The organism is Ruegeria sp. AK4 (genome assembly GCF_056541025.1).
The window spans coordinates 246,868-267,047 of the sequence record NZ_JBQFXS010000001.1 but is presented as its reverse complement, the minus strand read 5'-3'; the positions used below and the strand labels follow the sequence as shown (position 1 = coordinate 267,047).

General features: G+C 58.1%; 14 protein-coding genes. 4 read left to right on the top strand and 10 right to left on the bottom strand.

The window, feature by feature from the left end:
• Position 1 precedes the first annotated feature (1 nt).
• On the top strand, positions 2 to 2,452 hold the full coding sequence (gene tssM, locus ACR0EZ_RS01125) for a type VI secretion system membrane subunit TssM (protein ID WP_480609933.1): 2,451 nt from the start codon (positions 2 to 4) through the stop codon (positions 2,450 to 2,452).
• 25 nt (positions 2,453 to 2,477) lie between these two features.
• Here tssM and ACR0EZ_RS01120 read toward each other — a convergent pair whose 3' ends face one another.
• From ACR0EZ_RS01120 to ACR0EZ_RS01105, 4 genes are read right to left on the bottom strand one after another with little or no spacing between them, the layout of a single operon-like run.
• Positions 2,478 to 3,614 carry a hypothetical protein gene (locus ACR0EZ_RS01120; protein ID WP_480609931.1) on the bottom strand — a complete coding sequence of 379 codons (1,137 nt, stop codon included), beginning with the start codon at positions 3,612 to 3,614 and terminating at the stop codon, positions 2,478 to 2,480.
• Positions 3,614 to 4,210: a hypothetical protein gene (locus tag ACR0EZ_RS01115; RefSeq protein ID WP_480609929.1), complete on the bottom strand. Its 597-nt coding sequence runs from the start codon at positions 4,208 to 4,210 to the stop codon at positions 3,614 to 3,616. Before ACR0EZ_RS01115 ends, ACR0EZ_RS01120 begins: the two co-directional genes overlap by 1 nt.
• Complete coding sequence (locus ACR0EZ_RS01110; protein ID WP_480609928.1) at positions 4,203 to 5,588, bottom strand: toll/interleukin-1 receptor domain-containing protein; 1,386 nt, start codon at positions 5,586 to 5,588, stop codon at positions 4,203 to 4,205. The genes ACR0EZ_RS01115 and ACR0EZ_RS01110 overlap by 8 nt, the downstream gene beginning before the upstream one ends.
• A 15-nt stretch (positions 5,589 to 5,603) precedes the next feature.
• Positions 5,604 to 6,899 carry a hypothetical protein gene (locus ACR0EZ_RS01105; protein ID WP_480609926.1) on the bottom strand — a complete coding sequence of 432 codons (1,296 nt, stop codon included), beginning with the start codon at positions 6,897 to 6,899 and terminating at the stop codon, positions 5,604 to 5,606.
• A 441-nt stretch (positions 6,900 to 7,340) separates the two neighbouring features.
• On the opposite strand from ACR0EZ_RS01105, the gene ACR0EZ_RS01100 reads away from it, so the two are divergent.
• The gene (locus ACR0EZ_RS01100) at positions 7,341 to 9,110 is read left to right on the top strand and encodes an adenylate/guanylate cyclase domain-containing protein (RefSeq protein WP_480609924.1); all 1,770 of its coding nucleotides are present in this window, start codon (positions 7,341 to 7,343) and stop codon (positions 9,108 to 9,110) included.
• Between the two features lie 2 nt (positions 9,111 to 9,112).
• Here ACR0EZ_RS01100 and ACR0EZ_RS01095 read toward each other — a convergent pair whose 3' ends face one another.
• Positions 9,113 to 9,571: a hypothetical protein gene (locus tag ACR0EZ_RS01095; protein WP_480609923.1), complete on the bottom strand. Its 459-nt coding sequence runs from the start codon at positions 9,569 to 9,571 to the stop codon at positions 9,113 to 9,115.
• Positions 9,572 to 9,875: 304 nt separating this feature from the next.
• On the opposite strand from ACR0EZ_RS01095, the gene ACR0EZ_RS01090 reads away from it, so the two are divergent.
• Positions 9,876 to 13,223, top strand: coding sequence for a peroxidase family protein (locus ACR0EZ_RS01090; protein WP_480609921.1), 3,348 nt, complete (start codon positions 9,876 to 9,878; stop codon positions 13,221 to 13,223).
• A gap of 68 nt (positions 13,224 to 13,291) precedes the next feature.
• On the opposite strand, the gene ACR0EZ_RS01085 is transcribed toward ACR0EZ_RS01090, so the two are convergent.
• From ACR0EZ_RS01085 to ACR0EZ_RS01065, 5 genes are read right to left on the bottom strand one after another with little or no spacing between them, the layout of a single operon-like run.
• A complete protein-coding gene (locus ACR0EZ_RS01085) occupies positions 13,292 to 14,491 on the bottom strand; it encodes a catalase family protein (RefSeq protein WP_480609920.1) in 1,200 nt (399 codons plus the stop codon).
• Positions 14,492 to 14,500: 9 nt separating this feature from the next.
• Positions 14,501 to 15,985 carry a Dyp-type peroxidase gene (locus ACR0EZ_RS01080; RefSeq protein WP_480609918.1) on the bottom strand — a complete coding sequence of 495 codons (1,485 nt, stop codon included), beginning with the start codon at positions 15,983 to 15,985 and terminating at the stop codon, positions 14,501 to 14,503.
• On the bottom strand, positions 15,967 to 17,268 hold the full coding sequence (locus tag ACR0EZ_RS01075) for a hypothetical protein (RefSeq protein WP_480609917.1): 1,302 nt from the start codon (positions 17,266 to 17,268) through the stop codon (positions 15,967 to 15,969). The genes ACR0EZ_RS01080 and ACR0EZ_RS01075 overlap by 19 nt, the downstream gene beginning before the upstream one ends.
• Positions 17,269 to 17,289: 21 nt before the next feature.
• Entirely contained in the window at positions 17,290 to 17,742 is a 453-nt protein-coding gene (locus ACR0EZ_RS01070; protein ID WP_480609915.1) for a hypothetical protein, read from the bottom strand.
• Positions 17,743 to 17,770: 28 nt separating this feature from the next.
• Positions 17,771 to 18,028, bottom strand: a complete 258-nt coding sequence (locus ACR0EZ_RS01065; protein ID WP_480609913.1) for a hypothetical protein — start codon at positions 18,026 to 18,028, stop codon at positions 17,771 to 17,773.
• 410 nt (positions 18,029 to 18,438) lie between these two features.
• On the opposite strand from ACR0EZ_RS01065, the gene ACR0EZ_RS01060 reads away from it, so the two are divergent.
• Positions 18,439 to 20,010 (top strand): formylglycine-generating enzyme family protein, encoded by a 1,572-nt coding sequence (locus tag ACR0EZ_RS01060; protein ID WP_480609911.1) that lies wholly within the window; start codon positions 18,439 to 18,441, stop codon positions 20,008 to 20,010.
• The last annotated feature ends 170 nt before the right edge of the window (positions 20,011 to 20,180 follow it).

Here is a 20,180-nt window from a genome sequence, read left to right as displayed (position 1 = left end):
GATGATCCGGTTTCTTTTCCGCGTACTGATCGCCCTTGTCTTGATAGGGCTTATCGCGCTTGTCTTCATTTTTCTTTTCGCGATGTTTCTGTCCGATGGCGCAATCGCGGGCATTGTGACCCTGGCCATCCTTGTGGTCGCGGGTCTGTTTATCGCTTGGTTCCGCAAAAAGGAAACCAAGCCGCGTAGCGCCGAATCCGAAGCCGCCCGCCAGATGCGGCGCACCCGATTTTACGTCGCGCTTCAATTGGCCCCCACCATCCTGATTGCCATTGCGTGCTTCTGGATCATCGAACGATCCTACCGCCACAGCGCCGATACAATGACGACGCTACAGCAGGAACTGGACGATCTGTCCATAAGCGCCAACCAGCTTGGCCCGGACCGTCGGCTTGAGCAGACCGGGCTGCTTCTGGACCGGGCCCAGAGAATGCAGTGGGTTGACGAGAAGTTCCTGTCTCTGCCCCGGCTGAACCCGGTTTCCGAGGCCGGCAGGCTCCGCGATCACTACCACGAAATGATTGGCAGCCATTTCCGAACCAGCCTTATGTACCGGCTGGAACAGCAGATGTCGCAGAACCTGAACAATCCGCGTTATCTGAATCAGGCCCTTCGCGTGTACCTGATGTTGGGTCAGGCCGGTCCAACCAATGCCGAGACCATCCGCGTCTGGATGCACGCGGACTGGGCAACCTCTCTTCCGGGGCAGTTTGGCGATCAGGAGGTCCTGCAAAATCACCTGAACGTCATGTTGGATAACGCCCGCCGCAGCCGCTATCCCATGAACCGACCGTTGATCGAGAACGTCCGCGCCGTGCTGGCGCGCGAGCCGCTGGCATCGCGGGCCTACTGGGAAATCATCGATGGCCCCGACGCCAAGAAGTTGCCGCAATGGGGCATCAGCGAGCATGGCGGTCCCGACACCGCGCGGGTTTTCACCCGCGCTTCCGGTCAGCCTCTGACCGCCGGGGTTGAAGGGCTATACACGCGCCGTGGATTTCACGAGGTTCTGCTGACTGGTCTGGCCGGTGCAATTGATGACGTGCAGAAACACAACTGGGTCTTGGGAGATTACGCCCCGCCGGAACTGACCGAAGCACGCAAGGCCGCAATCGCGCAGGACATTCTGTCGTTTTACTACAACGACTACGTTCGCCTCTGGTCGGAACTACTGACCGACATCGACATCATTCATGGAGATTCCCTGACCCATGCGGTCCAGATAACAAATCTGGCGGCAAGCCCGGACTCGCCGGTTCTGGAGCTGATGCAGGCCATTTCCGCCGAAACAAAACTGGCGCGATTTAACGAACCCGCTGTAGGGATAGGCGTGAGCACGGGGACAAGCGCGGCCGCGGCGGACCTGCAGATCAGACAACTTCTCAGCGTCCCCCAGACGCGGGCTTTGACCCGTGTCACCTCGCTGCTGCAACAACAGCAGCAACAGCAGGGGCAAGTCGCGAACGAACTGCCGGGTCAGTTCGTCGATGACTATTTCAGCTGGTTACATCAGATGGTTGATGGCGACGGGGATGCACCATCTGAACTTGGCGATTTTGTAGAGGTCGAACTTGGAGCGCTGTACCGGGAACTTAGTGTTCTGGGCACATCCGCTGGCTCTCAGCCCATCCCCAGTGAACTGACCGCTGCAGACAATCTGCGCAGCATCGGCCAAAACCTGTCCGCCCCACTGAACCGCTGGGCGGTTCAGTTTGCGACCTTGGCGACCGATGCGGTTCGCGCTCCCGTGCGGTCGCGGTTGAATTCTGATTTCCAAGCGCAGGTGTCTGCCCTTTGCGAGTTGACCACGCACGAGCGTTACCCGTTTGCTCCGGAGTCCTCCGTCGACACCAACCTGCAGGACTTTAATACTCTGTTTTCTCCCGGCGGGGTCATCGACTCGTTTTTCAACGCGAACCTGAATTCTATGGTCGATCGCAGCCGGAAGCCCTGGCGCTGGCGTCCAGCGGCGGCAGATTTGCAAATGTCCGACGCGGCGCTGAGAATGTTCGAAAACGCAGCCGAAATTCGCGACGTTTTCTTTAGCACAAGTGGCTCGGCCAACGTGGCATTTTCCCTTTCCGTAGAGGCGCTCGACCCCAACGCCTCGGCTGTCGCGATAGATTTTCAGGGTAGTAACTTGTTTATCTATCAGCACTCTGCCCCAGGCCGCGATTACATGTTCAACTGGCCCCAGACCAGCGGGATGCTATCGATGGAATTACTGTCGGACGCGCAAGAGGTCGTGTTTGGCGTTTACCAAACAGGCGATTGGGCCCTGTTCCGTTTGTTCGACAAAATGGACATTCACCGCGAAAAATCTTTGGACATATATCGCGCCACTGTGGACCTCGATGGCCGGTTGGTGATCTTGCGCATACAAACATCGTCTGTGCTGAACCCGTTCAACAGTCAGGCGGTCCGAAACTTTAGCTGCGTCAGTTCACTGTAAGTTGGACCCGCAGCGGGTTGTTCGGTCAGGCAAAAAACTCGTCGAGCAGCGACATCACATCAACCAGAAGAACCAACACCGAAGCAAGCGCCACGAGCGCGATCCAGACGGCCGAGCCGCCATCGATCCCTTTGTTGCCCGACAAAAACCCGATCCGGGTCGACGCAAAGCGCCCGGCTTCGCCGGCGACAAGGACCGCCATCGCGAACTGGGAATAACCCGTCACGCCGGTACTTATGGCCGCAGGCATGGTCAGAAACACGATGGTCAGAACCGCAATGATAGGGCCACCGCAGAACCCCATGAAGGCTGCAAGGATCAGCGAGAAATACGGCAAAATTTGCACCAGACCGAAATCCATATCTCGGATCGGAAGGCCGAGCGAGACGATCTGACCGAAGAAATAAGCCGTCAGAAACGTGGCGATCAGCGAACCGGCATCGGTTGCCCCGGTTTTCATTGCCTCGGCCAATGCCCCGAACCCGGCGCGCTGATACTGAACGAAGGCCAGCCACAGAACGGACAACGCCAGCGCCTCGGACGGTACCAGAACCCCCGACAGAACAGCCACGCTGAACACAGGAATGGCCAGGTATCCCGACCAGTCGGCACGCGAGTATCCCTCGAACACCAGCGGGCTTTCTTGTGGTCCCAGGTATTGCGTAAGGAAAACGAAAACCACGGCCAGGATAAGAAACGGGACGATGCTCAGAACGATACTGGTTTCGGACACCAGAGCGACAACAATCGGCCCAACAGCCAATGGTGCAAACTGCGCGATGGCAGACAGGTACTGCGACAAAGGTGCTGCCGTGGCGAATTCAGCGCTGGCCGGTGCCTCGTCAGCCGCCAGCGCGCCCGCGCCACCGCCCGCGACTGCGGCCCAGCTTTCGGGCAAGGGTCCCTCGCCTTTGGGCGGCATGTACAGCGTTGCAAACAGACGCGCTGCGAAGACGGAAAAAAACAAGGTTATGACCGTGTAACCGCCTAGCACGGACAGGATGCTTCGCTGACCAAGAAAAACAAACATGCGCGGCGGCGCATCCGACATGACAAAGACCACTGCCCCGCCAATGGCAAAAACAATGGGTGGCCAGATGCCGAACAGAATTGGCAGGCCAATGCCCAGCACGATGGCGATCAGAAGGAACAGATCGGCCATCATGGCCCCTCCTCTCCACGCAACAGGCGTAGGAGCGCGACAATCGCACCGACACTGAAGATGACGGCGGCGGCAAAGTATGTCGGGAAAAGCTCGACGTTGTAATAATCATGCCGCCATCGCGTCAGAAAGGCCTCCACAGCGGTCTGAAACTGCAGGTATGCAAGGATCGCGGCGAATCCAACGGCCCCTAAACGGTTGAGCCAGAGCGCCGTGCCGTTGCGGCTAGCAGCTTTGCCAATAACGGTAAAGCGAACACCGCAAATCGCGACCGCGATCACGAACGCGTTTGCCACCAGAAAGACAAGATCAAAGGGAATAAAAAGCGCGATACCAAAGGCATAGCGACTGATTGCGGCGATCCCGATGAGCGCCGCAATCAGCAAGGCAACGACCCCGATTGCCGCCCCCGACCCGGCCCGTTTGCCCGTGCGCAGCAGACGTTCCGTCCGGTCGGCCTTGTCCTGAAACAACTCGCGCGTTGGTTCGTCAAAGCTAAGCTCTGTCCGGCGTTTCCGCCACCCTCTGAACGTCCAGTACAGCACCGCCAGAAGAAGCAGAGGCATTAACGAAGCAAGCATCGAGGGTTCATTCATGATCCCTCTCCTGCACCATGACCTTTGCCGCGCCATAAAGCTTGTCGGCAATCAGATCGTGATCCATCGGCACGTACTGGCATGAGGCGAATATCATCGCCAGCCCATCCGACAAGGTCGCGCTTTCCTCAAGCGCTGCCAGAATGGGCTTGTCCAGCGCGTCGGCAAACTTGATCTCGCGGCGACAGTACTTGGATTGCACAAACGCATCCGTCACCACGCAGAATATCCCCGCAGCGCCGCGCACTTTTTCCTCAAGCGCGGTGTCCCATTCCTGTGCGGGTAGAATCTGAGCGTCGGTCCAGATGCGGATGCCCTTTTCCCGCAGGGTCAGAACCAATGGCTCGACCCGGTCCCAGTCGTCACGAGCATAGGACAGGAACAGGAACGGTTCGCCCAAGTCATCTGGTTCCAGCGGTTTTGAGGGCTGGGCTATGGGGCCAAGCGCCTCGGCTGCGTCGGGGTCGGAAACGCCCAGATAAAGCGCCAACGGGTCCAGCAGAAGTCGGGCCAATCGCGCGGGCTCGTCCAGAAACCCGTTCGCATCCAGATCAGCGCCGGGTTCCAGAATGCCGGGATGGGTCAGATACGCCAAGGCCTCGGCCTGCAACTCTTCCGAAAGCTCTAACTTTGGCGCGTAGCCCGACGCACCCAGCGGGTGCCCGGATACGGCGCGCCGGGCTTCATCTTCGACCGCTTCCAACAGGTTTTGCGGTGCTATCAACGCCTCGACCGCGTGGGTCGTGGTGTTGGCCAACCCCTCACTTCTTGCAAGTTGATCCGAAACAATTGCTTCGGGGACATTTTGCGCCTCGAGCGCGGCAGCCGCGTATCGGGCCTGACGCACCACGTCGGGGTCGGGACGCCCGGGGGCCAGCGCGCATTCGTAGCGAAACGGCAGGCTCAAATGCTCTGCGTGGGTCAGCACCTGCTGCAGCAGCGTCGACAAGCTGATCGGCAACAAAAAAGGGATGCGGCCATCGCTGGTTGTCACGTCGGTATGAATGCTCCATCTCTCAGCCTCGGGGTCCAGATAGGTTTCGCCAAAGTCCTCGGCCGAGCCCGGGGAAGAAACCCTGACCTCACCATGACCGTCCAAGCGGAAGAAGGCCGCCAGGCAATGCCTCAGCGCGGTCTCGTGCCGGGTGTCGCATATCGCGCTGAGTGTCAGGGAAACCGTTCCGTCAGGCCGGGAGTCGACCGCCATGAACCGAGATAGCGCGGACAGGCCCGCGAACCCCCGCAACGCGACCCGCATATGCCCCCAGACCCGCGCAAGGCGGGCCGGAAAAGCACCGTCGGACGCCTTGGGAAATTCCACCCGCAAAGCGCCCTGAATGACACTGTCGTCTTGCCGGTCAATCGTCAGAATATGCATCACGCACCCAACAGTTTAGCGGATCGACCAGCGCCGCGTTTTGGTGCTGCGTTCGCTTTTCTTCCTCTTGTCAAAGCGGTCTTTGTCCAGCGCACTATCGCGATCGCCCCGGATGATCTGAAAGTCGATCTCCTGATCGATCTTGAACTCTTTCATCATCGCCTTGACCACTTCCGAGGTGTCCCGATGCACAACTTCGGACAGGCTGTTCAGGTCGATCAGGTCGAACTGGTTCGGGATGTACAGCTCTTCCTGCACGGCCCGGAACTCGACAATCGAGGTCATGTCGGACAGGGCGGAAATCGCCTTGGTCTCTCCCCATTTCGCCCAGTTCACAAAGCTTTCCCAGCCGACATAGATATCTTTGCCGAACTGATAGATGTGGATCTGCGCCACGCCCTGCCCCTTGGTGACGACGATGCGGTCCCGCTCTTCAAAGCCGCGGGGCGTTCTGAAGCCATAGGTCTCTTCCTCGACCATCAGCCCGTCTTCGGCGTGATCCCCAAGCGCCTTGAGGATACGCCCCTTCATATCCGCCAACCGCTCACCCAGTTGCGGTACAACCGTTTGCCACGAATCCACCGACAACAACGCCCGGGGCGACGTGTCGGGCGTGTTGATGACCGAAACCTTTTTCTGCCGCCGGGCAAGGATCACCAAAGCGGCAGCGATCACCAGCAACCCGAGAACAAGAAGGATACCTGCGGACGACCCGATAAACGCGATCACGGCACCCACAATCAGCAGAAATCCGGGCCCCGAGAACCGCAGCTTATTGCGATAGATATCGCGAATGCGATTGGAATGCCGGGTTCTGGCAAAAGGAATGAAGGCCAGGAAAAGGGATTCAAGCCTGTCCTGCCAGGGCGTGTAATCGCTTGGCTTCGGCCCTTTCTGGATAGTGTAGGCAACCCATTCGGACGCTTGCTTTTCGCCGAAATGCAGACGGTCGAAAACGGCGATCTTCTTGCGGCCATCATCGGCCCGCGCCGTAGTGACCACATCGTGTTCGTGATACGGGCGGGTGTCGATGATGATCTGCATCTCGCACCGCACGCGCGGGTCGCTGCCTTCGGGGCGGGCCGAATTGTCCGGCAGCCATGCCTCGACCTTGAGCCAGGGCGGGTAAACGCCATTGATCGACTTTGTCACCAGCGCCTTGACATTGTGCCGTGCAAGTTCTGCTTCGATGGCGGCGATGAAACGCTGCCGCTGTTCATAGGCCCGAAGCCACGCCGAGCTTTCGGACACCCGCAGTTCTGGCCGGGCATCAATCAGCTGGGCCGGGGTGTTTTCTGCAGTTTGGTCCATCGCAAACTCCTGTCGAAATCTTTAATGGCGAAAAATCTTGAACCTATGAAACCTTACAAAGCTGCACGTCTGCCCGAAATATGAGCAGACTTTTCGTTGCCCTGCTTACTAAATCTTAGCATCAGAGGCCGTATCTGTCACGGAATCAGGTTTCCCATACGCCCGCCAATCGGTTGAAAACACGCAGTGGCATTCTGGCAACGCCTCGAAAAGCATGGTTTGCAAGCGGTCCGTTTCATGACATGCTCAGGTGGGGATTCCTTAAACCGGAATGGGCGGATCGATGGCAGGAAACTGTGGTCGGTCCCAGTTTTGGTAGTTTCCTGCGCCATCACAGGCGGGCCGGGAAGTAAAGCACACGGGCTTCCTCTGACCGCCCAGGATGAGATCGGGGCATCGTACTACCTGAACTCTTGCTAAAATCTCGACCGAGTACCGTTAGTGACAAACACCAGGCCAGACACACAAATCAAGCAGAAGCTCGGCGCGGTGCTGTTTGCGGATGTTGTCGGGTATTCGCGTCTGATGAACGAGAACGAGCTTGATACGTACAGCGCGCTAAAATCCCTGCTGTCCAGGCTTGAAGACACCTGCACCCAGTATCAGGGCAACATCGTCGAGGTTCGGGGCGACGGCATTCTGGCCCTGTTCGACACCGCAACCAGCGCGGTCGAGTTCAGCGTCGAGTTGCACCGCATTGCTGCCGAGCACAATCAGAAGCGCGACAAGGACCACCGGATCAAGTTCCGCGCCGGTGTCCATATGGGCGAGGTTCTGATCGACGAGCGGGGCGTTCACGGCGACAACGTAAACATCGCCGCGCGCCTGCAAGAAATTGCCGAGCCCGAGCGGGTCTTTATCAGTGCAGTCGTGTACGACCAGATCCGCAATCGTCTACGCTATGGCTATGAATTCCTTGGGCCGAAACACCTCAAGAACATCCTGGCCCCGGTGCCGACCTATTGCGTCCGCAGCGAGGTCGAAGGCGCAACGATGGCGGCAACCCTGCGCCCCGAGTTGCATGAGAGCAATATGCAGCGGCCCGACATGCCCTCGGTCGCGGTTTTGCCGTTTTCCAGCGCCAGCGGCGAACCCGAAGACAACTGGATCGCCGAGGGGCTGACCGACGACATCATCATGAACTTGTCGAAGTTCCGAAACCTGTTCGTCATCGCCCGAAACTCGTCCTTCTTCTTCAAGGCCGAGACGATGCCGCCGAAAGAAGCCGCCCGCAGGCTGAACGTCCGCTACATCGCCCGTGGCAGCATTCGCCGCTCGCAAAGCCGTATCAGGATCACTACCGAACTGATCGACGTGAACTCGGAACGCACCATCTGGGCCGAGCGCTTTGATCGCAAGATCGATGACGTTTTCGACATTCTGGACGAGGTGACGGAATGCATCGTCGCCGCCGCCGCCGTGATGATCGAGTCGCAGGAAAAGCAGCGGATGGCGCAGGCCACGCCCTCGGACCTCGAGGCTTACGGCGCGGTTCTGAAGGGCCAGCACTATATCTTCAAATACACCCGCAACGACAATCAAAGGGCGCAGAGCTGCTATGAGTTTGCCCTTGAACGCGACGATGGCTATGCCCGCGCGTCGGCAGCCCTTTCGCGGACGCTGAACATCAACTGGCGCTACTCCTGGGACAATGGCGCTGAAAACGCGCTGGATCAGGCGCTGTCCTATGCCCAGCGCGCCATTGATCTGGACCCGACCGACGCGCGCGGGTTTGGTGAGTTGGGCTTTGTGCAGCTTTACCGCAAGGAACATGACTCGGCGATCCAGTCCTATAAGCGGGCTTTGGCGCTGAACCCGAACGACGCGGACCTGCATTCGGATTTCGCCGATGCGCTGGCGCATTCCGGCGACAACGAGAGCGCGATCTCACACCTCAAGCAGGCCATGCGGCTGAACCCGTATTTCCCCGACCAGTATCTGTGGCATCTGGGCGGCGCGTATTTCAACTTGAAGCGCTACGGGGATGTCATTGAAACCGTGAACAAAATGCACAACCCCACCGAGGGTCAGCGCATGCTTGCAGCCAGCTATGCGCAACTGGGCGAGTTGGAAATGGCGCGGTTGGTCGCCGACAAACACCGCGCCGTGCATCCGAATTTCTCTCTGTCCCGCTGGGCCGACATTCAGCCCGACCGACTGCAAGCCGATACACAGCATTTCCTCGAAGGCCTGAAGTTGGCCGGTTTCTGAGGTTACACCCCCCAGTTGTCGTCATGTGCGCGTTGCGCGGCAGTCAGGCCGTTGTCGAAATAGGTGTCGTAATACTCGTTTTCGACACAATGGGTCTGCAACCAGATGCCGGGCGCATGGATGGCCTCGCAATGGGCGGGGAAGCGGCCATGGGTTTTGTGAATATAGGTGCATATGTCACGGACGCAGTCGATCACGTCCTGCTTGTATTCTCCCGCCTCTTCCAGATACTTGTCTCCGAATTCGCCCTTGTAGATGCGCTCGAACAGCGCCTCGTTCTTGTAGATGCCGTCCGGCCCGAACTTGCCCGCGATCACTGCATCCACCGCATCTGACATGGTGGGATAATACGGCGGGCATTTGCCTTTGATGAAGTGTTCGCCATGATGCCGCAGCCCAACGGCGTGCGCGCGGACGTGTTTCATCGCCGCAATCGGCAAAGCAGGTCCATTACCCGCCATTTCGGCGTCTCATAATCAACGCCCCGCATCGTGCCAAACCGGTCGCTGAATTTGGGATCACCCATCTGCGGGGAAAGGGTCCGACACGCGTTAGGTAGGGATTACGCAACCGAGCCCCTGGGTGTCGAGATTTAAGGCCCCCCCGGTCATGCCAGAAAAAATAGTCGCCCTGAGTAGCCGGGTAATTTAGAATAAGCTCTAACCCACTAGCCAATTTCCGCTGGTAGGTGTCACGTTTCTAAATCTCATTCAGGGTTTTCGGTGTCCTGCCACACCTCAACCCAAGGTTTTGTTGGAGGTTGAAATGAATGTCGTTTCCAGGTGTCCTGTCTCTGCAAAGCACGACCAGCGGGTCGATCTTGTCTCTGAAGACCCTTTGGAGAACATAAATGCAGGCAACTTTTCGACAGCCATAAAGCTATATGCCGATCGCCACGAAGAGGGTCTTGCAACTGCGGAAGATTATGCCCTCGGTGCGCACGCTTTCCGCAATGTGGGAGACTTTCTCTCGGCGGCGGATTGGTTCGAGAAGGCCGTTCAGAAAGACCCAAGTCACAAGCTTGTGGCATTCTGGGCCCAACAGATCGATAAGAACCGGGTGGATGGGAATAACGGCGCGGGTGTCCTTCGGCCCAACGCGTTGACGGAAGATTATTTAAAGACCGACCCTGCCAAGGCTTATGACGGCCACAAGGACGCGTGGGTTTTGTGCACGGATTTCCAGCGACCGGGAGACCATATCCCCGAAAAATCGCTGTTGGATAGGGCGCGAAACTTCAAGGATTCTCTGGTATCTCTGGCGCTCGGTCCCGTTGGTGCCTGGGCGAATTCCGGCGCGACGCCTGGCAATGCTGGCCGTTGGACGCAGCGCAAGCTTGGCATTCTGCGGCTCGCAGCTTTGGGCGATGCGCGCACGCAGATGGAAAAGGGCGAGCGCGACCCTGACGGGGAACGCGGTGACATCGTCGGACAGCTGCCCAAAGGCGACATACCCAAATGGGCGGATTCTGGCTTTTCTCCCGATGGCGCGTATCTCGATACACAATTTGGGCCGGGGGAAGGCCGTGTGGGCCAAGAGTTTGTCGATCACGGACTTCAAATAGGTTATCGCCCGCAAGACCAATCCCAAAATTCAAAACTGCCAAGCGAAGCGGATGTTGCGAAAGTTTTTGGCTATCGCAATGGTAAAACCATCGAAGCAAAGACGGCCAGCTTTCATGCAGCCGCCCACCTGCAGCAGTTGGTCCATGACGTGGCACAAACCGCGCCGGACAATGCGTTGAAACACGCGATCCCCATCGACCCGGACAGCGAATGGGCGGCGCTCGGTGTCAAATATGATTGGAGCCGGTCCGATGCGCCGCATGCCTTGCGCGAAGATGGCGAAGGCATGCATGGCACCACTGTCTGGTGGGACATGAGCCACATTTATGGCAGCGATATCGAAACGCTGGCAGAAGTGCGCTCATTCCCAGACGGCACGCCAGTGCCCGGCGGTAAGCTCTATCTGGAAGACACTGAAGAAGATGGTACAGGCGGGTTTCTTCCACTGAAAGACGTGCCTGTCAGTGAAGAAGGCCCATTGCAAAAGCAGATTGTTACCGGCTTTGGGCGCAATATGACGGCCCCGTTGGAAGCCGAACACACGCTCTATGCGCGCCATCACAATTGGGTCGCGGAGGTTCTGAAGGAGCGTTATCCAAATTGGTCAGATAATCAGATTTTCCAGATCGCGCGGCGCGTGGTCACCATGACCTATGTGAAAATCCACACCGGCACCTGGACACACACGCTGTTTGCCAATGAAGCCGTGGTCAACGGGCTGAACGCCAATCTGTTCGGCCGCGCGGAACGCAAGCGGCCGCATTTCGACAAAAAGATCTACCGGCCTGAGCAAGGCACGGATCCAGTGGCTCACGGCATTGCCGCTGGGAACGTCGAGAAGAACAAGCCCGAGATAAAAGGAAACTTCTTCAGCAAAGCCTACCGTTTTGGCCACCAAATCTGGGTTGATCAGCTGAAGTGCCCGCCCATTGGAGAGATCGCCAAGGACGGCACGCGCGAAGTGAACATGATGAACTTGCGCGAGCTCGATGGCCACCAATTCCTCAAGGATGAGGGCCTGGGAGCGGTCTACTATTACATGATGAATACCCGCCTTGGTGCACCCGTTGCAGGCAATACGGCCGATTTCTTCCGGAACATGGCGACCGAAGAAGGTGTCATGAACATGTTGGAGCAGGAAATCCGCAAAGACCGCGAGCGTGGCACGCCCTTCTGGACAGACTATCAGCGTGCCCACAACATCCCGCCAAGCGAGAAGTGGGAGCACCTATTCCTTGATCCATCAAGCGAGACGTCCAAAGCGACGATTTCAAAGCTGAAAGAACTCTACCCTGAGGGCATTGAAACATTGGATGCAATCATCGGGCTGACCTTGAACGAGCATAGGCCTGAGGGTCTGGCGATCACCAACGAAGGCTTTCAGACCTTCGTGCAGGAAGCCACCAGCCGCATCCGCAAAAACCCTTATCTCACCGAGAAATGGCGCCCGGACGAAGTCAGTTGGACAGCCATCAATCTGGTAGAAGCCGTCGATAAGGAAAAGCTGCTCTACCTGCACTGCCCAGAACTGCGCGATTGGCTAGAGAGCCGAAAAACGGTCAACACGTACGAATATGTCGGCACCTCCGCAGCCGAAGCGCCGGACGAGCATCCGCTCGAATCCACTGGCATCATCACGTGGGGCGATCAGCATATTCGCGACATGGGACTTGGTGACCCGTGGAAGGATGCGCATTTCAATGACAATGTGCCCAACCAACTGATCCGCGTGGCACATGGGGGCACGGTCTATATCGTCGACATAACCGATGGCGCCGTCTTCGCCGACTTGGAAGGTAACGGCCGTGTCTTCGCCCGCGACATACTGACCAAAGATCCCGATGGCGTCACCCGCGTCGAACTGATTGCAGCGGCCAAGGCTATTCTGAAAGAGAAAAGGTACCCTTGGCCCGGCTACCAGTCGCCCGAGCATCCTGGCTTTGTGAGCGAGTGGATTTTAACGCAGAAGGAGGTGAATCAACTCAGAGGCTATCGCAAGGACGAAAAACGCGAAGGCGTGCAACTTAAGCTGACGGATATGGAAAAGCATATCCTTCCCTTCAACCTGGGCAACGACATTTCTCGTGCTGGGCTGCCGGAGAACCTGAAAGGTTGGCAAACGTTTGAAACGAGCGGGTCTCGGGCGCTGTTTCTGACCCTTGGATCGACCTTCAAATTCGGCGGGCTAAAAAACCTCCTTCTGGGTCGTGGCATTCCCCTGAAAGAGATGGCGAAACGCCGCCCCGGCAAACGCACGATGGTCTATGATGAAAACGGCATGATCGATGAAGATCTGCTAGCGGACTATATGGGGACACTGACTGACTTGGCTGCAAAGCATGACGACGATCTGATCCCCGAGGAAGAGTTCATGGCGCTCTTGGCAGAGAAGAACGCTTTGGATGATCTCACCACCAAGCAATGGGAGTCGTTCTTCCGCATGCTCGCCCGCGCTGGTCAGCCAGCTGCCATCCGTCCGTCAGACTTTGAAGGCCTCTACCGAAATACGCTGTTGCCGGAAATGTTTGAGCGGTTCGCATCACCCTAGGTGTTTGATCCCGAGGTGAAACGCTGCATCTGGCTGTTCCAATCACTTGCAACGGGTCAGCGATATTGTCACTCGAACGTCTCTGTCCCGTCGGGTTCGACGTGGTCAGCCTTGTTCATTTTCTGGCGAAACGCCGCTAATTCCTGATACATTCGCCGCCGCGCCCGGCTTTGGTTGCCCAATGGGCGGTGTTCGGGCAGCGAATGCCAGGGGTTGATACGCAGGTTCCGCGCAAAGGACATTTGTGCAGGCGTGTCGAATTCCTGCTGAGGGATATGGATGCGTGCGACCGGTATCCAAGGCGATTTTTCTTCAGGCCACAGCACCGAGGCATCCTCAACGGGCATCAGATGCGGGTCGGTCTGGATCTGGACCATCATCTCGAACTCGGCGGGACCCGCGCGCAGCGCGCGGGCCATGTTGTCGCGCAGGTAGTTCGGAGGCACACGCCCGAACGGGACGCCGGGAATGGTCATCGGAACATCCGTTAGCGGCTTGTAGGAGTAGAGCATTGCCTGCCCTTCGCCCAGCAGATACGGCACGCAGCTATAGTAGCGTTGGCCCAGTGGATTGTACTGCGTTTCGTTCCACAGACCCTGCATGAGAAAGTCGATCAGGTGCGCGTCCTTGGGGTTCAGGAAATACCAGATCGGCTCGTCGATGGTGCTCCAGTACTGCAACTTGGCATTCTCACGCACGTCCGGCGTGACGAAAGTCGGCGTGACGACAGCGGGCCAGTCCTGCGTGAATTTCTCTTCTTCCATCAGCTTCGGGCCAGGAACGTCCATGAGCTTGACCGACATCGATCCGAAGCCGACATCGCGGATATCTTCGGGCACGTCGGGGCCGGGTCCGGCAAAGCGAATATAGGCCGGATAGCTTCGTTCATCACCGAACACGCCTTTGCGCAGGTGCTCGGGCAAATCGGAGTTCACCGTAAAGGTCGCGCGTACCAACCCATGCGTTTTTGTATTACCGCCGCGTTCGTAGGCGCCGGGCTGAAAATGCAGATTCATCTGCTCGCGCATCTCATCGATGATCGTTTGCAAAGCCTCTTCTTCCCAGTCGAATATCTTCTCCTCAGCCAGACCAAGCCCGTGGTTTGGACGCCTGCGATTCTTGTGGCGCTGAAGGAACCGGGCCGCCGGGTCGCGTAAGAGGCGGTTAAGCTGTGGGCGGAAAAACGGCTCTAGCCTGCGTTCGAAGTGCAACCCGATCTGAAGCAGAGAGTGCAAGAAACGGCGAATAACAAGAAGGATGGCGCGCATAAATATCTCCTAGTCCTTCTGCCCTGCGAGAAAGCGCAACGCGCGCATGCTGGGCAGGAAGAAATAGCCGCCGCCCTTAACGGTCACAAATTGGGGCATACCTTCAAGCCGCTCGGCAATGCCGGTCGCGTTTTGGATACTGAAACTGTCTGATGGCACGCCTCCGACGGGTTCGCGGCTGCCGACGATCGGGTCCGCCTCACCATGCAGACCATCGAAGGTAGGAGAGGACATCCATGCGTTCTGGACGAATTCGAACTGACGCGTGATATCGGCGCAGAGGCAGATGAAGTGCAGCCCTCTCGCTTCTTGGGTGTCGGGAGTGTCCGAGAGCGCCTTCTCGGGAGATAGCGGCGGGCCATAAGCACGTCCACGACGGGCAAGACGGTGAAACCGTGTCGAGGCAACAAGATCGTGTCGGCCCGGCAGGCCATCGCGTCTACGTCGAAACCCGAGGGTGCTGGTAAGCCAGGCCCATCGGCTATCAACGCCGGGTGGCTGGTCACCGGTTCGTGGGTTGGCCCGCCGGATATGGGCACCAACGGGGCAGACCACGCCGTCGACGTCATCCTCGTAGGTGAAATCGTTCCCCTTTCGCCCGCCCTCAATCTCGCGTCGGCCCTTGATCAAAGGCGTACCATCCCGCGCGCGGCCCACCATGGCGGTCGCCAGCGCCTCGCGCCGCGCCGCGTCCCCGTTTGCCGCGGTATCCAGATACTGCCAGAAACCCGTCACGTCCTGCTCAAGTTGGCGCAGGACCAGGTAGGTGCCATTACACCCGAAGTCGTGATCCCCCTCGCCAGCATTGATCTGCCGGGCAAGTGAGACTTCCTTGTATTCATTGACATGGCCCAAAACGATTTCGCCGGGTGCGATCAGGTTGGCGTATTTTTCGCGGCCATGTTTTGGCGGCGGGCTTTGTTGGTCCCAATCCACTTTTGGTTCGCTGATCCCATCGGCAAATCCGAAAGGTTCAATGCCGTCATTTGCGCGCGTTGGAAGTGAATGGGCGATGTCGAACGCATCTTTGAAAATGCCTTCCAGCAAAGTCGATTTCAGGGCCTCCAGCCCACCCTCGCGCGCATAGAGCATCAATAGAACGTGGATCTCAACACCATCCCAGACCCAGTTCTCCGGCGCGTTCCCGCCGGTATCACCAAGCCGCCGGATGCGGCTTTCCTCGCCTGCCATCCCGGCCAGGAACGGCTGCGAAAACTGCGAAAGGGCCTCGGCCGGTAAACCAAGCGCCTGCAATCCGTTTGCTGTGAATGCGACTTGCAGCGCCGTTTCCGGGGGGGTGTCCATCCATTCGGCTGATGTGATCGGCGCGGTCGTCAACCAATCCCGCGCGGTCTGCGCGTCGGAGATTGTCAGCAGCAGGAACTCTGCTTCCGTCAGCTTGCCATGACCGAACCGGACCAAGCCCTGCATGTCAGAAAAGTCAGGCCGTGTGACCGTGATATCCCCGTTTTTCTTCATATTTTTGTCAGCCATTTTCGCAATGCCCGCAGCCCGAGGGGCCGCCGCTCAAGTCCGGCACGAATCTGAGAGTGCCTGTCGAGGTCGATAGCCGTCAGACCGGGATAGGCCTTGTACCACACCGGGGTGGCTTGCTGACGGTTTCGCAGGAACCGCTTGAACTTGCTCTCTTGCTCGGCCCCATCCTTGATCAGAAACCGCGTACTTGGATACCCGACACCATTCGAGAACACGAGGTTGAGCCCCCAGGCGACCTTGTTAACGAAATCGTCCATGTAGCTTTCCAATGCCCCATCGTAGTTGCTGCAGAACATCACGCGGCGTTTGTTGTCGAAATAAACCCACCGCGCGAAATGGATTGTCTGCACGCGGGTCAGATAGCCGCGCGAAAAGATATGCTTGGCAGCGTAATTCAGCAGATACAGAGCGACCGTAGTAATCGCGCGCCGGAAACCACCGGGCTTTAGATCGCCAACTGCGGTAAAGGGGTTGGTAACATCATGATCTTCATAGGTGCCCATAGCGGCGACATGTGCGTCGTCCGGGCGCGGCAGGATTTCGGGGTCCGACCGTTCAAGTCGACGCAGCCACCAAAGCAGCAGCGGCGAGGCCAACAGCACGAGAGGCGAAATAGCCAGCAGCAGCATCGGCACAGCGATCTTCTCGATCCAATCGACGGCGGCCTGCGGCAATGGCGTTGGTTGCGGCGGCGTCAGGCGCAGACGCCCTGCCCGCTGTTCGGTCGAGACGAATTCTTGCAAACGCTCGTGCAACAGAATGGCATCATCCGCGCCATACGCCTCGACAAGCGCGCGCAACTCCGATTTCAGTGCCTGGGCAAGCGCAGCTTCCTCGCGAACCTGCTGCACGGTGCGGCCGCGCATGTTCACGTAATTGGCGGCCTCGACCACGTTGTACCGAGCCATCCAATCGCTCAGGTCCGTGTCTTCGCGGAAGCCCTCGCAATGCGAAAAGATCCGCCGCAAACCTTCGCCTGCCTGATCTGCCAACTCGTCCAGAAAGCTGTCCCGATCTCCGTCAATGTCGCCCAGAAAGGCCAGATGCGGTGGAAATGGACGCGCTTCCACATTGTAGGCTTCGATGTCGCGCCATGTGTCGACCTGAGTAAGGAAGAACCGCGCGACGTGCAGACGATCGAATTCTGCAAAGGGTACAATCGGGTTCTCAGGGTTCGCCAACCCGGGTTTGAGTACCATTTCGGACAGCAGCGCACGCAGATCCTCAATGCGCCCTTCGTCGACTGGGGCCAAGATCAGAAATGTGCTTTGCTGTGTCATGGCGGGATGTGTCTACCAGATTCAGGGCGATGCTGTATCGGCATTGAAGTCCAGCGCAAAATCGATCAAACGATTGTCGTCCCAATAGACTTTACCCAGATAGAGTCCGGGACCAACGGCACGTATTTCGTCGCGAATCCATTGCGCGAGAAGCGACGTTTCGGAGTAATCCAGCACGATGCACTCTTTTCCGTCAAGCCAGCTTTTGTCCTTGTAGACTTTCGCCAGAATCGCATTGAGCCCGAAAGGCAGGATGCGATTGCGTAGCACGCCTTTCTGCTGGTCGAAGACTTTACCCTGCCAGGCAAAGCTGTTTATGAAGCGCGAGATCAGTGGTGTGAACCTGGTGCCTGGAGCCACGATGGCAGTCCCTTCAGCCTCACCGTCGGGAATATCCCCGGCCGCCACGCTGGAGAACAATTCGTCCAGCTCCTCCTGACTCAAGTCCATGAGGGATTCGACGCTATGTGCCATGATGGCCTCCTTCTATGAAAGTGTTTTGTTAGGCGTCCTCCAGAATGACCTGCACGGCCTTTTCGCCGACCATGTAAACGGAAGATGGGTGGTATCGCAAACTTTGGTGTTTTTTTGAAACTATCGCTATGAGCAGGCGGAAATAATAGTCGACCTCTGCAAATTGACGGAAAGCTATTGTCGAAAGTGCAATCTGCCCCTTTCGGATCATGTTGATTTTCTCGATGGCCGCGAGTTTCTTCCGCGAACGGGTGGTCGTGGTACTTTGTTTTTGGGCTGTGTTCACGAACCTTCATGGGGAAGAGACGGACGAAGAGACTGCTGTTGGCACAGAGCATTCGTTGCACCGAGATCCACATGATGACCCTTTCGCAAAACTTGCCAGGTTGCCGTGATGGTTGAGGCGAACTCGCTTCAAGTCTCCGAAGCGCAGTTCGAAAATTGAAACCAAAGACCAACTTTGAATCCGGCAGGTAATGTGCTCCAAATAATATGATCAATAATTCTCAACGATAACAAAAATTAACGTTTCGCGAAACAGTCTCGGTGTGGATGCACGCAAAAGCAGAACACGCCCGCCGCAAGAGCCTGCGCAGCCAGCCGAAATACCCCGATCTTGTCGGTTGAAGTTCATCCGATTTGTGCAAAACTGGCCAATGCGGTTCATGCGGACTGCTGGTTGAAGGAGATCCCGAGTTGCCCGTTTCCATCCGTTTCTGCCTGGGGGTATTCCTGACCTGGTGCGCGCCAGCGCTTGCGAATGACGCGCAATGGCCCGAGCTTCTGACGGACCCGTCCAGCAAGTTCCACGGCCCGGCGGACCTGATCCTGCCCATGCCCTGCGGTGGCGGGATGGCGTTTCAGCGTGTCAACGTGCCGGTGGATGTGGCAAGCCCACTGTCGGACCGGCCGTTTCGCATGGGCCAGTCCGACGCGGATACCGCATTCTCGGATTACCTGAAGCCGACCTATCTGCGCGGCGCATTCGACGACCCGGAAACTCAGGTCAGCTACTATTACATCGCGCGCTATGAGCTGAATGAAGGGCAATACCGCGCCATCACCGGCGATTGCGAGGGAGGTTTCAAACCCGTCGACGCCCGCGCCAAGGGCGGGCTGACGTGGTTTCAGGCGGTGGATGTCTCGCGCGCCTATTCCGAGTGGCTGATGCAGAATGCACGCGACAGCCTGCCGCAACAAGGGGACAGGATCGGGTTCTTGCGCCTGCCAACCGAGCCGGAATGGGAATTTGCCGCCCGTGGCGGGGCCAAGGCGGATGCCTCGGTCTTTGCAGCGCGGCGCTTCTTTTCCGAAGGGTCCTTGACGGATTACGCGGTCTATCTTGCGCCGGGCAGCGGCAGCAAGAAACTGTCGATCATCGGCGCCCGCCGCACCCCGAACCCGCTTGGGCTGCTGGACATCTACGGCAATGCCGAGGAACTGATGCTCGAGCCGTTCCGCTTGAACGCCATAGGCCGCACCCATGGCCAGCCCGGTGGGCTTGTGACCCGGGGTGGCTCGGTCGATCAGGAAGACGCGCAGATTTACACCGCGCGGCGCAACGAATACCCGATGTACAGCAACCTGACAGGCAAAGCGCTGGCGGGGGAATACTTTGGCATCCGGCTGGTGATCAGCGCAATCGTGGTCTCGGAAGACCGGTATAACGCCATCCGCACCGGCTGGACGGAAGAGGCCGACAGGTCGACGGATTCCGAGGCCGACCCGCTATCCACCCTGAAAACGCTGCTGGAAGACGAAGTGGACCCGCGCCGCCGCTCGGCGCTGGGGGATTTGCAGCTTGAGTTCCGCATTGCGCGGGAAGAGGCGGCTGAATCCCTGTCTCAGGCGGCCAAGTCCACTTTGCTGAGCGGCGCGGCCTTTGTCGAAACATTGATCGAGGGCAGCCGGGAAATCCGGCAGCTGGAGCGTGACAGCCGCAGGCTGCTGGACACCGTTCAGGTCACGGTCGGCGATCAGCGGGCGCAGTTGATGCAGACGCTGAACCTCAACCTCGACCGGTTGGATGCGTTGCGGGCCAGCCGGGACACATATCTGCTTTCCTACCGCGCCGCGCTTGAGACGCTGGGATCGGACGTCGAAACCGAGATGCGCGTGACCGCCTATTCGGTGCTGGCGCAGGACCTTGCAGAGGCAGAGCAGCTTCAGCTGCTGGATATGCTCAACCGGTTCTGGGACGACATGGCCTTGTATCTCGAGTCACCGGACATGGAAAAGGACCAGTTGCTGCAGATTGCCATACAGTAGGACAGAGCAAGCAACGTAAGTTGTTGGCTTTTAATGATGTCCCGCAATCACGCGAATCGTTTTGAGAATTCGGGCGGGGCGATCACCGGCACACGTAATTCGAGAGCCTATGTCGCACCTACAACAAGAAGGCGAATCTCGGACGCGTGAGGAGGTCGAGTACTGCGCGG

Coding starts and splice junctions, on each gene's coding strand:
- ACR0EZ_RS01075 (WP_480609917.1), bottom strand. CDS start 17,268: ATGACACAGCAAAGCACATTTCTGATCTTGGCCCCAGTCGACGAAGGG.
- ACR0EZ_RS01115 (WP_480609929.1), bottom strand. CDS start 4,210: ATGAATGAACCCTCGATGCTTGCTTCGTTAATGCCTCTGCTTCTTCTG.
- ACR0EZ_RS01120 (WP_480609931.1), bottom strand. CDS start 3,614: ATGGCCGATCTGTTCCTTCTGATCGCCATCGTGCTGGGCATTGGCCTG.
- ACR0EZ_RS01070 (WP_480609915.1), bottom strand. CDS start 17,742: ATGGCACATAGCGTCGAATCCCTCATGGACTTGAGTCAGGAGGAGCTG.
- ACR0EZ_RS01090 (WP_480609921.1), top strand. CDS start 9,876: ATGAATGTCGTTTCCAGGTGTCCTGTCTCTGCAAAGCACGACCAGCGG.
- tssM (WP_480609933.1), top strand. CDS start 2: ATGATCCGGTTTCTTTTCCGCGTACTGATCGCCCTTGTCTTGATAGGG.
- ACR0EZ_RS01105 (WP_480609926.1), bottom strand. CDS start 6,899: ATGGACCAAACTGCAGAAAACACCCCGGCCCAGCTGATTGATGCCCGG.
- ACR0EZ_RS01095 (WP_480609923.1), bottom strand. CDS start 9,571: ATGGCGGGTAATGGACCTGCTTTGCCGATTGCGGCGATGAAACACGTC.
- ACR0EZ_RS01110 (WP_480609928.1), bottom strand. CDS start 5,588: ATGCATATTCTGACGATTGACCGGCAAGACGACAGTGTCATTCAGGGC.
- ACR0EZ_RS01080 (WP_480609918.1), bottom strand. CDS start 15,985: ATGGCTGACAAAAATATGAAGAAAAACGGGGATATCACGGTCACACGG.
- ACR0EZ_RS01085 (WP_480609920.1), bottom strand. CDS start 14,491: ATGCGCGCCATCCTTCTTGTTATTCGCCGTTTCTTGCACTCTCTGCTT.